This window comes from Neolewinella litorea (assembly GCF_004803465.1).
Lineage (GTDB): Bacteria > Bacteroidota > Bacteroidia > Chitinophagales > Saprospiraceae > Neolewinella > Neolewinella litorea.
This window is the reverse complement of record NZ_SRSF01000003.1, coordinates 185,598-199,631: the sequence shown is the minus strand read 5'-3', so window position 1 is coordinate 199,631 and position 14,034 is coordinate 185,598. Positions and strand designations below refer to the sequence as shown.

10 protein-coding genes are annotated in these 14,034 nt (G+C 60.0%); all 10 read left to right on the top strand.

The features are described from left to right. The first annotated feature begins 136 nt into the window (after positions 1-136). The 10 genes from E4021_RS09230 (at position 137) to E4021_RS09185 (ending at position 14,011) form a co-directional block, all read left to right on the top strand. Entirely contained in the window at positions 137-2,557 is a 2,421-nt protein-coding gene (locus tag E4021_RS09230) for a caspase family protein (RefSeq protein WP_136458664.1), read from the top strand. Further along, positions 2,547-3,380, top strand: a complete 834-nt coding sequence (locus tag E4021_RS09225) for a caspase family protein (protein ID WP_136458662.1) — start codon at positions 2,547-2,549, stop codon at positions 3,378-3,380. The genes E4021_RS09230 and E4021_RS09225 overlap by 11 nt, the downstream gene beginning before the upstream one ends. 106 nt (positions 3,381-3,486) lie before the next feature. Further along, complete coding sequence (locus E4021_RS09220) at positions 3,487-4,962, top strand: tetratricopeptide repeat protein (protein WP_136458660.1); 1,476 nt, start codon at positions 3,487-3,489, stop codon at positions 4,960-4,962. A gap of 108 nt (positions 4,963-5,070) precedes the next feature. Beyond that, the gene (locus E4021_RS09215) at positions 5,071-5,601 is read left to right on the top strand and encodes a hypothetical protein (protein ID WP_136458658.1); all 531 of its coding nucleotides are present in this window, start codon (positions 5,071-5,073) and stop codon (positions 5,599-5,601) included. 123 nt (positions 5,602-5,724) lie between these two features. Next, positions 5,725-8,139, top strand: a complete 2,415-nt coding sequence (locus tag E4021_RS09210) for a tetratricopeptide repeat protein (protein WP_136458656.1) — start codon at positions 5,725-5,727, stop codon at positions 8,137-8,139. Positions 8,140-8,185: 46 nt separating this feature from the next. Continuing rightward, complete coding sequence (locus E4021_RS09205; RefSeq protein ID WP_136458654.1) at positions 8,186-9,394, top strand: caspase family protein; 1,209 nt, start codon at positions 8,186-8,188, stop codon at positions 9,392-9,394. Positions 9,395-9,415: 21 nt separating this feature from the next. Continuing rightward, positions 9,416-10,249 (top strand): hypothetical protein, encoded by an 834-nt coding sequence (locus tag E4021_RS09200; protein ID WP_136458652.1) that lies wholly within the window; start codon positions 9,416-9,418, stop codon positions 10,247-10,249. A 6-nt stretch (positions 10,250-10,255) separates the two neighbouring features. Then, positions 10,256-11,464 carry a CHASE2 domain-containing protein gene (locus E4021_RS09195; RefSeq protein WP_136458650.1) on the top strand — a complete coding sequence of 403 codons (1,209 nt, stop codon included), beginning with the start codon at positions 10,256-10,258 and terminating at the stop codon, positions 11,462-11,464. Next, on the top strand, positions 11,457-12,419 hold the full coding sequence (locus E4021_RS09190) for a hypothetical protein (protein WP_136458648.1): 963 nt from the start codon (positions 11,457-11,459) through the stop codon (positions 12,417-12,419). The genes E4021_RS09195 and E4021_RS09190 overlap by 8 nt, the downstream gene beginning before the upstream one ends. Next, positions 12,416-14,011 carry a M48 family metalloprotease gene (locus tag E4021_RS09185; protein WP_136458646.1) on the top strand — a complete coding sequence of 532 codons (1,596 nt, stop codon included), beginning with the start codon at positions 12,416-12,418 and terminating at the stop codon, positions 14,009-14,011. The genes E4021_RS09190 and E4021_RS09185 overlap by 4 nt, the downstream gene beginning before the upstream one ends. Positions 14,012-14,034 lie beyond the last annotated feature (23 nt).

Sequence of the window (14,034 nt, the reverse complement as noted above, 5' to 3'; positions counted from 1 at the left end):
GCCCGTACCGCAAACGCGGGTCCAAAATGGCCACGATCACCCTGGGCGATGGATTAAATCAGGGTACGCGCCTTGCATCAAACTGTAAATTTCCCTAATTTGATCGTGAGGCGGGCGCCTAACCCATTGTCGCAACATGTTGCCATATTCCCGTGTGCTGGTCCTGATGCTGGGCTACTGTCTGCTTCCTTTCGGATTGCGGGGGGAATATACCGGTGGAGCAACGGCGGTGGTGGTGGGCATTTCCGATTTTGAGGATCCCGCGATTGCCGATCTGCGATTTGCGGATCGCGACGCCGAAGCCTTTTCGGCTTACCTGAGCGACGACCGGGGCGGTGGCCTTTCCGCGGATCACATCCGCCTGCTGACCAACGGGGCCGCTACGCTTGCCGCCATCGAATCGGCTCTGTCGTGGCAGTTGTCCGCGAGTGAACCCGGCGGCGTAGCCTACCTCTACCTGGCTACCCACGGCGACATTGAGGCCGCCGACCTGACGGCGTCCGGCTACCTGCTGGCCCACGACACCCCCTTCAACAATTACAACCTGCTGGCCCTCGGGGTAGATTACCTCAACGAACACCTGACCGCACTCGCGGAAAAGGACGTACAGGCCATCCTGATCACGGACGCCTGTCACGCCGGCAGCCTGGCCGGAAATGCGGTGGCCGGGCGCAGATTGACCGCCGCCCAGCTGATGGCCCCCCTCGGATCGGAAGTCCGCTTGCTATCCTGTCAGCCCTACGAATTTTCCTACGAAAGCGAACGCTGGGGCGGGGGGCGCGGGGTGTTTTCCTACCACCTGGTGCGGGCGCTGGGTGGTGCGGCCGATGAAGACCTGAACCGGCGGATCGACCTGTACGAACTCGAGCAATTCGTGCAGCACCACGTAAGTGAAGCAACCGACCGCGAGCAACACCCGGAAGTGGTCGGTGGACGCAAGGACGAAAGCCCCTTCCCTCCCGTAGCCGAAGATCAGCAAAACCTCCTGGCGAAGAAAAGTCAGGATCTGGAGGCCAGTTTCGAGGAAACGCAACTGGCTCTCGCCCCCCGTGATGCCCAGCAAGACTACGTCCGTTTTCGTAGGGCGCTGGACGCGGGTGCCTATTTGCTGCCGGAAGCCGATTGCGCGCTGGCTTACTACCGCAAACTGCGCGCCAACCGGACATTACTTCCCCTGCGCGGCTTGCTGGACGACCGGCTGACCGTGGCCCTGCTCGATTCCGTACAGCAAGCCATTCAGGATTACCTGGACGCCGACACCAAGGAACTGCTCGAAAGGGAACGGCTGGACGAAAAATACCTCGTCTTTCCAAGGTACCTGGCGGAGGCCGCCGATATCCTGGGCGAAGAAGACCCGCGCTACCGTGGCATCGAGGCAAAACAGCGGTACTTCGAAGGCCTGAACCTGCGGCTGCGCACCCATTTTACCGCTCAGAAGGATTCCTTGCTCACGGCCGCGGAAGCGCACCTGCGGGAGGCGGTCCGACTGGCCCCCGAAGCCGCCTATATGCACAACGAGCTCGGGATCGTCTACGAATACGGCGGCCAGGACTCCCTGGCCCGCCTGGCCTACGAACGGGCCCAGCAACTGGCACCCACCTGGGCCCTGCCCTACAACAACCTGAGCAATTTGCTGTGGCAGGTCGACCAGGAGGAAAACTTCGCGCGCATCGTTGACGGTTACGAGCGGGCGATTGAACTGCGCCCCGACCTCGGTGCCGCCTATATGAACCTCGGCATCCTGTACCGGTCGGTAGACAGCCTGGCGCTGGCCAGGGATTTTCTGCGGCGCGCAGTGGAAGTGACCCCTGGTTTGGTGGAGGCGCGGTATAATTTGGCTAGTATGCTGGTGTACGATACCGCTTCCTTACCGGAGGCGATCGATCTCTACCGCTCGGTGGTCGCGGATCGCCCCAAGATGGGTCTTGCCGTTTACGGAATGGGCTACGGCTACGAACAACTAGGGCAGCTGGACTCGGCGATACATTATTACTTACACGCCCTTACCCTTCCGGACTCCCGACTGGAGTCTTACCTCTATCCGGGATTGGCCCGGATATACGCCCGGCACCGGGTTCCCGAGGGAAGAGCTTATTTCAGCAGGCTTATGCGGGATCAGCCCCGATTGCCCTACGGCTATGCTTATTCCGCCATGCTCGACACCACGAGCGCGGAGTGGAGCAAAACGCTAGCGAAAATTGAAATGCCGGAGGAGGAACACTTCAATTTGATCATAACGGTTGCCGGAGAAATGTTTCATCTGAATGCCTTGCCGCTGGCCGTAGAGGCCGCCCAACTCGGCGCAAAATTGTATCCCCGACTGACGGTCGCGCACCGCTATCTGGCCGACATCTTATTGGTAACGGAGCGGTGGGACGAGGCGGAGGACGCCGCGCGGCGGGCCCTGTCCATCGCCCGAAAAAACGGAGACCTCGAAGAGCAATGTCGGTATGTACTGGAGGTCGACCTGTACGATCCGCTGCTAGAGCGGGGAGTACTACAGTCGCTATACGGAAAGCATTGTCCGGAATGGAAATATCCACCAAATGAAGAGTAACACACCGTGGGCCATGCTCCTCTCCCTGCTGGTCTGGACCGTACCGGGCTTTGGGCAACAGACCATTCACTTGGTGTACGCCGCCAACGTGTTTGTGGAGGAGGACATTTACGCAGGTTGTCAGGCGGATGTGCGCAATACGGTGGACCTCTTCACGGCCATTGAGGAGATTGCGGTTCTACAAGGTTACGACCTGGCCGTAGCCTACCACTATCCCGATTACAGTAAGGCAGGCATAAGCGAGTACCTGGAGCACATGCGTACCGACCCGGAGGACGCAATCGTATTTGTGTATTCCGGTCACGGAATTCAGGATAACACCACGTGCACCTGGCCTCTGCTTTACCTGTGCGCAGAGCCAACCGAGCGGATCGACTATACGGGATGCGCACTCCCGCTCCAGGACATCTACCATCTCTTGCAGGCCAAGGGCGTGCGTATGACGCTGACCATGGCGAGCAGCTGTAATCACAACCCTTTGAAGGACCCGGGAGAGCAAAGCCTAACCAGCCATGGGTGGGAAATGACGCTGCCGTCCCCGTCGGGAGAAGCGGTCAATATGGATTTCGGACTCCTGACCGCCTTTCGGGGCCACATTCTGGCGTCGGCCAGTCGGTCGGGACAGCGGGCTTACCTGACGGATCAAGACGGTTCCTTCTTTGTGCGGGCTTTTTTGCATTCGCTCATCGACGGGATCGTCGACGAAGAGGGTGCCTCTTGGGGGCGAATCCTCCAACGGACCGGCGAGCGGGTACGCTTGGAATACGGTGTAAAGCAAGATATTCAGTACTGCGTGGCAACCACCCAGTGTTCATTACATTAAAATATTGATTATCAGCTAAAAAACATTTAATTATTCGCAATAATTGTATACCTTCAAATAGTATTGCATTACATCAGGGATTTTAACCGTGTAATATTTTACCACTATGAACACTTTAAAATACCTTTCCCTATTGCTTTTCCTGGGGCCCCTGGCCTCCGATTTTACTGCCTGGCAGGCGGGTGGTCGTAGCGAAGGAGTTGAATCAAAATCGTCGTCACAACCGAATGTGTGTTCTACAGACGCTTCGATTGAAGCATATCTGAATTCAGAGTCCGATGAGTTGCGCGACCGGGCCACCTACTCCAGTAAGTATAGCGACTACGTTAATTGCTTGAAAAGCATTCCACTCAGAACACCAAAGCAAGAGGCACAATTCCAGTACTTCCAGGCCCTGGCAGCCCGGATGGGGGCGGAAAAGCTTGTAGACACGAATCCAGATGACGCGGATGCGAAGTTGGTTGAAGCGATGGGATATATCAATGCTGCGGATGCTGCGGATGGTGCGAACCCCAAACCCTATATTATCAATGAGAAGGGCATAATCAGTGAAATGCAGGGTAACTATCAGGACGCCGTTTCTTTGTATCGATCGGTCTTGAACGTCAACATTGGTGGACAACCAAAACCCTGGGCGATAGCGCACAGTAATTTGGCGAATGTACTGGCTGCGGAAGGTAAGACCATCAGCGCAGAAAGTACTTATGCCACGGCCTTAAGGGAAAAAAGTGACTTTGCCGCCGCTCACCTCGGGATAGGGAATTTACTACTTACCCAAGACGACCCCACGTACAGTGACCATCTCGAGCAGGCTTTCAACTGGCAAAAAGATGTGTTTGAGATGAGATACGGCTACGCACGTGGCTTGATGCAGCAGGGCCGTACCAACGATGCAATAAATCAGTATAACACCATTGTTTCTGCAACAAACGGGCGCGGGAAAGGTAAAGCGCATTATGCCTTAGGATACCATTTTGAATCAAAAGGCCACTATAACGATGCTATCACAGAGTACCAGAAAGTCATTGAATCCTTTCCTGGAGACAAAGCCGTTAATAAAGGGAGTTATATGCGATTTGGGGAAGCCCAGAAGAAAAAAGGAAACTCTTCGGCAGGCGCGCAGTACCTCCGTCAAAACAAACTGAACCCGAATAACCCTATTCCTGAAGCATATGCGGCTTACGTTCTCCTTAATGGAAGTGGTTGGAAAGGCCGGCTAAACGAAATCAAGACTCAATTGGGTGGCAATTACTCGACTTATAAAATCATTCAGGATATAGCCGTAGCATTATACAGAAGTGGACATTATCAAAGCGCTAAAGATGTAGCGGAGTGGGCTATTATTGGTAATAACAGGTTTGATCATATTGTAACCGCCCATCATACTTACCTGGACATTATGCTGCTTAAACCGGGTGGGCCTAATTATAACACTATTTGTAATGAGTTAGATGATCTGCAAACAAGCGCTTCTGCATTATTCGATAATTTGCGATGTATAATCATCAACCAGGGGAACGGGTTTTATAATGGATTGAAATCGAATTGTACTAACATTATATGGAATGTAACTTGCCCATAAGTCCCCCGGAACCTCCGTGTCTCTACAAATCCTTCCTTCTAACTACCTACCAGCCCCTAGTCCGTTCCTCCCCACTTTACTAGTGAGCGAACTTAAAACCACCCTTGAATGAACCCTGTTAAAGTCCTATGCGGAATATTGCTGCTGATCCTGCTTGCGCATTGTCGTCGAGACGATCCCGCTGCTGCCGGCAATACGTTTCAACAGGCCCCCTTCACCGACTCCATCTTTACGCTTATTCTGGGCGACTCCAGTTTCGATATCGACCGTGGGACTACACGCGGTGATGGCATCGACAACATTTCCGATCTGCGCTTCACAGATACGTTGGATGTCACGATTGACAAGAGGCCCTTCAAACTGTTCGTTCCCGCGGAGGAATTGCAGGGATCAGGATTCATGATGGATGATGTACCTGGCGTGCTGCTCAGGGAAGTACTGGACAGGGACAAGGGGACATTGAGCGATTACTTATTGATTGTAAACGATGCTTCGCTGTACAGTTTCGCTTCCGGCGGCAGCACCATTTTCACGCCAAGAGACGATAGGCCTCCCGCCCAAACCAAGTCCATGGGTTTCGGCGACCTGCTGCGCGAGCGGATGCGCGCCCGCGACTCCCTGCGGGTGGGGAGCGACTAGAGTACGACAATGGTTTGGGAGTGAAGCGGGTACGTATGATGGATCCTGAGTCGGAGCGATTGGCTTGCCGGTGAATTGTTTTATCTTACGGTTACACGCGACCGCGGCGTGGAACGTACCGCTATGAACCTCTCTGCTTCTTTTCTTTTAGCCTGCTGGCATACCCTGCTTGCGCTGACCTGTTTTCTGCCCGGTGCGGCGGCGGGACAGTCGACCGCCGTCGTGGTGGGGATCGCGCGGTTCCAGCATCCCAACGTAACCGAACTGGGATACGCCGATCAAGACGCTTCGGCCTTCGCGGATTTTCTGGCGGAACCCGCCGGAGGACGGTTGCCGGCCGATCGCTTGCGGTTGCTCACGAACGACGAAGCTACGCTAGCCGCGGTCCAGTCGGCCCTGCAGTGGCAGCGTAGCGTAGCCGACAGCGGTACCACAGCCTACCTGTACCTGGCCACGCACGGCGACGTGGCGGCCCAGGACCTGGCTTCCGGCGGCTACCTGTTGGCCCACGACACTCCCCCGGACAATTACGATCTGCTGGCGCTCAGCGTCTCCTACCTCAACGATCACCTGGCGGCGCTCACTTCCCGCCAGGTGCGGGTGGTACTCATTACCGATGCCTGTCATGCCGGGTCGCTGGCCGGAGATGCCGTAGGAGGACGTACCCTGACCGCCACCCACCTGATGCAGCGGCGGGGTCGGGAGATCCGCATGCTTTCCTGCCAACCCTACGAACTGGCCCACGAAGGCGAACGCTGGGGCGGGGGACGGGGGGCATTCTCGTATTATCTGGAGAGGGGGATGCGGGGAGCAGCGGACGAGAACAGCGACCGCAGCGTAGACCTTTACGAACTGGACGCTTACGTGAGGGCACGCGTGAGTGAGGATACGGACCGCGCCCAACATCCGCTGCTGAGCGGGGGGCGGATGGACGAGGCCCTCGTGACGTTATCCGCCGAGCGGCAACAGCAGCAGCTCAAGCGGCGGTCGGCGGAACTTACCGAGACGCTCGAAGCTACCCTGCTGGCCACCGTGACACCACAGGCGCAACGCGATTACGTACGCTTTCAGCGGGCACTGGCCGACGGACAATTGGTGCAACCGTCCGGGCAATCCGCCCTCTCCTTCTACGAACGGCTCCGCGGGCAACCCGACCTGATCGCCCTGCGGGGAATGCTCGACGAACAGCTTACCGTGGCCCTCCTCGACTCGGTACAGCAGGCCATCCTGGCTTACCTCGCCGCCGACCCCGCCGAACTGTCCGATCGCGACCGGATCGATGAAAAGTACGCCGTCTTCCCCCGGTACCTGGACGAGGCGGCCCGCATCCTGGGTGAGAACGACCCCCGCCACCCCGGCATTCTGGCCCGGGCGCAGTACTTCCGCGGGGTGGTGCTGCGATTGCGGGCCGACCGCAGTGACGCCGCGGACAGCAGCTACCACCGCGCCAACGAATACCTCGAAGCGGCCCTGGACCTGTACCCCGAGGCGGCCTACCTGCACAACGAAAGCGGTCTGTTGCTGATGCGGCTCGGAGAGGCGCGACAGGCCTACGAGCGGTTCCGGCGAGCGGCGGTTCTGGCACCGACCTGGGCCCTCCCCTACAGCAATCTCGGCATGCTGTACAAGCAGCGGCACCCAGAGCGCTACTATAACGTGGCTGCGGCCTATTACGACCGGGCGCTGGCCCTCAAGCCCGACCTGTCGGGGGTCTACCTGAACTACGGGAACCTCATGTACGAGACCGGCCGGCTTGACAGTGCGGCGGTTATGCTGCGCCAAGCTTATGCTCTTAACCCCGGCGATACCTACGTACGGTACAATCTGGCCCTGTTGCTGGCGGAAGATACGGCCGGTGCAGAGCGGGCCCAGCAACTGTTCGCTAGTATCGTGGATGAGGATTACGGACTGGTAGCGGACGCATTGCGGGAGAGCGGATTGCTCTACCTGCGCATGGGTCGGCCCGACTCCGCCCTCCTGCAGCTGCGGCTGGCCATCGAGCGCAGTCCCAAGCCGGCACGGGCCTACTTGGGCCTGCGGGAAGCTTATCAGCAATCCGGGCAGCACGCCGAGGCCCGGGCGTACTTCAACCGCTTAATCGAGCGCGAGCCGGCCTCCGCCGCCGGTTATTACAACCTGGCTCTGGTAGATACTACCTCCGACGAGTGGCTACGGGGGTTGCGGCGGGCCGCCTTATCCGACTCCCTGCAGCGCGCGGTGGCTACCGAACTTGGATTCCTTTTCTTTCGGGCCGGACAATTCAACCAGGGGGAGGCCAGTCTGCGCTTCGCCGCCCGGGGAGGCCGCGGTTACCTGGCCCAGGGTTTTAACCTAACCGCCTTTCTCGCCGCGACCGGGCAGAACGACAAAGCGATCGCCGCTCTGAGGGCCCTGCTGAAGAACGCCCGTGCCGAGGACCGGGCGGCGGAGTATTGTGAACGTTTTGCCGCCGACGCCGACTTCACCGCCCTGCGCAAGGCGCCGGCTTACCGCCAGCTTTACCAAACCTACTGCGATATACCGGCTCCCGCCGACTGACCCCGGCACCCGCGTACCCGCCACATACATCCGCCAAACTTCTATTATGCGACTACTTTTTCTCCTTGGCTGCGGTCTATTCCTGACGGTCCTTTCCGGACAGCAGACCCTACACGTGATCACGACGATAAATCCTCACCCCGCCGACGAGATCGCCCAGGGTTGTCAGGTGGATGCGCGCAACGTCGATAAGCTTTTCAACTACGTCGCCGAAAGTCTGGCCCGCCAAGGGATACCCATGCAGGTACGGCGCCATAACCCGGGCTTTACACCGAACGAGGTGAGCGAATTTCTGGAGGGATTCTACGTGGAGCCGGAAGATGCCGTTTTTTTCCTGTATTCGGGACACGGGCTGGCCGATCCTGAGGCCCCGCGCTGGCCGCTGCTGTATTACTGCGCCGAGGGCAACGGGGTACACGACGCGGCGGGTTGTGGCGTATCGCTGTGGGACGTTCACGAATCCATTAAGCAATCCGGGGCCCGGATGTCGGTGACCGTAGGCAGCAGCTGCAACGCCGAGCCGGAAGGTGCCGCCAGCACGGGTGCTGCATCACGCCGGACCGAATTCGCGGGGGAAGACAATGACGGCGGGCGGGAAAGCACGCACTACGGCATCGACTTGTTTACCGACTTTCGGGGGCACATCCTGGCTACCTCCGCCCGCCCGGGACAGATCGCCTACCTCAACGACGCCATCGGTTCGTACTACGTCGATGCCCTGGTGAACACCCTGGCCGAGGCCCTGCAGTCCGACCGGGAGGTGTCGTGGCCCAGCATCCTGCGGCGCACGGACAAGGTGGTGCGGCAGCACTGGAAGAAGGAGCAGGAGGCCCACTTCATGGTCAACCGGGGGGATTCCGAGCTATACTCCGACCCCGACATTCGCTACCCCGGCGAGGGGGAAGTGCGGGCACTCGAGGAATCGTACTACACCGCCGACTGGGAAGCGGAAGAGGATCGTGCGGAGGCTATCGAACTGTTGCCTTATCTTTTAGTCGACATTGCTTACCGGGTCAGTACCGGGGAGGAGGATTTTGACGCCCGACTCGACGCCATTGAATCCTTCTACGAACAACTGCTGGCGGCGCATTACCCCGAGGGAAGCCTCGAGGACCTGTACCTGGCCCTCACGGACCTGGAGGAAGATCCCGAATGGTTCGAGGAGGAGACCGACTATGCGGGGCTCCTCTATGCGGAGCTGAGTGGACCCCTGCGGGAGTCTGCCGACCAATTTATACAATCACTGGCCGACTAAACGGCCGCCTTGAACAACACGATGAAATACCTACTCTACCTGCTATTCTTCCTTACCGCGCCCCTCATGGCCCAGTTCGACGAGCCCGAAGGGGACGACACCTGGTCGGAAGAGCCGCCGCCCTCGGGCACCTTTACGGGTTCGGAGACCGCCACGACGCGGACGCGCGACAAGGGCATGGGCCTTGGACGCGGGGCAACCACCCCCGTGGCAGAAGACGCCCGCCTGCTCAGGGCCCGGCAGGAAGCCGAGCAAAGGGTGGAAAGTGGTGATCAGATGCCGCCCGAGGAAATGAGTGGGTTCGAAGATGCACTGGGCATGGGGTACTATTACCTGGATGCCGGACGGGACGACCTGTCGGGGGAATACCTCGCCGTAGCGGAAGCGAAATTGGAATACGGGGATCTGGATGCGGTACTTTCGGTATTCTATCTGTACAACCTCCTGGCCGACGGGGCCAAGGAGCGGGGAATGGAGCAGGAAGCCGAAGCGATGTTCGAAAAGGCCGAATCTGTAGCCGATACCTATCTGGCCAACGACCCTCCACCAGCGGACGCTGCCGAGATGCACGCAGAACTGGGCTGGAATTACTACGACCTGGGCTGGTACGACTTGGCCGCCTACCATTTCCACGAAATCCTGGATTGGCAGCCCGAAGATGCCGGCAACGCCTACATGGTCGCCAGCACGCTGGCCCTGGCCGGCCGCACCGAAATGGCCCTGGATTACCTGGCGGAAGCCTTGGAACTCGGTTTGCTGGACGAGTACAGCGTGGACCCCGGGCAGGACGGTGATCTGGACGGACTGCGCGACACGGACGCGTACCGGGAGCTAGCCGAGGCCTACGACTTTTAAGCGGCGGTGGGCTTACCGCGACCAACCGCTTACCTCCACGCCGCCCTGATCACCGGCATGGTGTTCCTGCTGATTGGGTTCCTCGATCTGGTGACTTTTAATTCCCACTACTTTGCCCCCTTCAACAACGGCATTCGGGACTACGAAGTAACTGATATTCTATTCTCCCAACTGCGCGACCCGGAGCAAGTGAAGCGGGAAAATCGCGTGGTGCTGGTGCACGTCTCCAAGTTTGACCGTTCGCAGATCGGGGAACTGCTGGACCGCATCGCCTCCCAATCTCCCGCCGTGATCGGGGTAGACATTCTCTTCCCGGAGCCACAGGAGCCCGCGGGGGATTACGTATTGGCCGCGTCCATCGCGGCCCACCGGGACCTGATCGTCCTGGCGGCCAACCTGCTTCCCTTCGATGCCGACCGCGCCGGGATACCGGGTATCCGGACATCGGACAGCCTTTTCTCCGCGGGCGTGGAAAGCGCCTATACTAATTTCCTGTCCGGCACCGACTATACCATCCGCCTGTTCAGCCCCTTCATCAGCACCCTTAACGGCGAGCGGCACGATGCCTTTGCGGTGGCCCTGGCGCGCCGGTACACCCCCGAGCGGGTCGGCAAACTGGCCTGGAGGCGGGGCGACCGGCCATTGCGGATCAATTACAGCGGAGACTACCGGGGGTTCCTGCGCGTGGACGGGCAAACCGTGCTGGATTCCGATGACCCCGAGGCCCTGGTCGTGTTCCGCGACCGGATCGTAATTGTCGGATTCATCGACAGCCGGCAGCCCGACGCGCCGATGGAAGACCGGTACTTTACCCCGCTAAACCCTACCTATACCGGGCGCAGTCTGCCAGACATGTACGGTGCCGTGATCCACGCCAACATCGTATCCATGCTGCTGGATGGCCGCTACATCTACGAACTACCCAACTGGCTGGTGACCCTGATGGTCATTGTATTTACCTACATCAACGTGGTGGTTATCCACTGGATATATCACAATCTGCCCGACAGCTACCACGGGGTCACGCGGATCATGCAGTTGGTCGAACTTTTTTTGCTCTTCTTCCTGGTGGCCTTATTATTTTATTATTTCCGGTTGAAAATAGACTTCACCGTCGGATTCCTGGCCCTCGTGGTGGCGTACGACATGGTGATGATCTACGAAAGTTTCATCCGGAAGCGCATTCCTTACCTCAATGCCTCCGACCATGACTAGAATACTGCTATTGCTCCTGCTGCCCCTGTTCGCGGGGTCCCAGGAGTCCGCCGTACCGCTGGTGCTGTTCGCGCGCGGGGAAGTGACTTACTCCGCCCCCGAGAAGCGTCCGATTAACGTCTATACCGGCACCTACCTGGCAGGCCCCGGTCAGATCACCGTGGCCGAAGGGGCCGGCGTGGAGATCGGCCACCGGAACTGCTACATCCGCATCGAGGACCCGGGCACTTACGCCTTGACCGACCTGCTAGCCAAGGAACCGCCGGCGACGGGCTTTTTGAAGCGTTTCATTGAGTTTGTCCGCCGCGGCTTCGACCAGTCGGCCACCGACCAGGACCTGGAGCGGGCCTACCTCAGCAACCAGGGCAACTCCCAGGGCAACGTGGAGGGCTTCGGCGACGCCGGGCTGGCCGGCCTCAAGCCCTTCGGCGGTACCCTCTGCCCGGAACCTACTCCCTTTACGTGGCCGGCGGCCGCCGCGGACGCTACCTACCGCGTGCGAATCGTGGACAGCCTCACCGACGCCAGCCTTCTCTCGGTGGTCACCAAGGATACCAGCGTGCTGGTGGACCTGGGCGCCCTGGACCTACGCGACGGCGGTCGCTACTTCTGGGAGGTTTTCCCGCAGCCCGGTGCTCCGGCCCGTCTGGGCCGCCCCTCGGCCTCCGCGACCGGCGTACGTATCCGCTTTACCTATCGGGAGATGCCCTGCGAGGAGGTACTCGCCGACCTCCGGCAGACGCCCTTCTACCGGGATTCCACCACTCAGGAGCAGCGCCAACTGCTTGAAGTGATGGTCCTGGAGGAAGAAGGCTACCTCTACGCCGCCGACCGCCTGTACCAGGAGTCCATCCGGCAATCTACCGACGCCTACCCGCTGCGCCGCAACTACGCCGCCTTTCTGGCCCGGTGGAACCAGCGGTCCGCGGCCCGCGACCTAATCCACCCCCGATGAACGCCCGCTGGTACATAGTACTGTGGTGGTTCCTGCTGGCCGGCACCCTGCCGGGAGCGACAATGCATGGCCCCGATAAGGAAGCTACGGCCCGGGCCGTCTTCGACCGCTTGGTAGATGCCTGGGGTGAGAGCAGTCGGCCGGCGCCCTACTTCACGCTCACCGCGGCCCGCCGAAGCGGAGCCAGGGTGGAGGGCAACCTCATCGTGCTGGAGGAGGCGGCGTATGACCTGTGCATGTCTTTCGGTGCCGAGGCCGACTACGCCCTGGCTACCGTGCTCGCCCACGAATTGATCCACTACTACGCGGGGCACGCGCGCGGTGGTTCCGGCATCGGACTGCTCGCCGACCCCGGGCCCGATGACCGGGAGGCGGAAGCCGACTACCGGGGGGGATTCCTGGCCTATCTGGCGGGCTACCCCACCTCCAACGTCATGCCCCGGGTGCTGGAGGGGCTGTACAACGCCTACGGACTGCCCGACACCCTTACGGACTACCCCACCCTAAACGAGCGCAAGGCCCTGGCCGACCGCACCTACCGCGAACTTCAGGAACTGATAGAAGTATTCGAGATGGCGGTTGCCCTGACGGCACTGGATCGATACGGGGAAGCTGCCCCCTATTACGACCACCTGTTGCAGTCCTTCCCCAGCCGTGAAATCTACAACAACGCCGGGGTGGTATACGCCCGGGCCGCCCTGCCGCTCTTTCAGCCTACCACGCTCCGCTACGTCTACCCTATTGAGCTTGATTTGCGGACTCGGCTGGACGGGCAAACCCGCTCCCTGACCACCGACCGCGCTACCCGGGAAGCCTACCTGCACACCGCCCGCCGCTATTTCGAGCGGGCCCGCTTGCTGGACCCCGCCTACGCCCCGGCCGTACTTAATCTGGGTAGCACCCATGCACTGCTGGCCGCCTCACTGCTGGAATCCGATCCCGATAGCTTGCAACGGGAACTGGCCGCCGACCGGCAGCTGGAGGCTACGCTGCGTGCCCGGGAAGCCGCCCGTATGGGCAACCCCACCACCGCCGACCACGCCCGCGTATTGCTGGGCATATTGGCCGCGGAACGCCGCGATTCACTGGCGGCTGAAGCCTTGCTTGCCGGGGAAAACCCTCTGGCCGTGGAGAACCGGACCGTCTTGCGGACGGGGCACGTACCTCCCCGGACCGCGGCCCGACAGGCGGAGCGCTTCATCATTCCCGAAACCGTGGGCGGGCAGGGACTGGCGGATATGCGTTTGGCCCCCGAGATCGAGGGTTCGGCCCGGCGGATCGAGAACGGCAGCTACCCCCTACGGTTGGTCCGGCGGCAACCGCCGGCGGAAACGGTATCCGTGCTGCACCACTCCGCGGCCGACGGAGAGGAAGAACTGCTGCTGGCCTGGGTACAGCCCGGGTACGTGGGTACAACCGCCCTGGAGATCGGGTGCGGACAACCCCGCAGCCGGGTAATCGAGGAATACGGCTCGCCGGGTTACAGTATTGCTACCGCGGGGGGCGAGGTGCTGGTGTACACCGACCACCAACTGGCCTTCTGCCTGCGCAACGGAGCGGTGGCATCGTGGTTCCTTTACGCGGAGCGGTAGGTTGCGGCTGTTTCTCCGCTCAG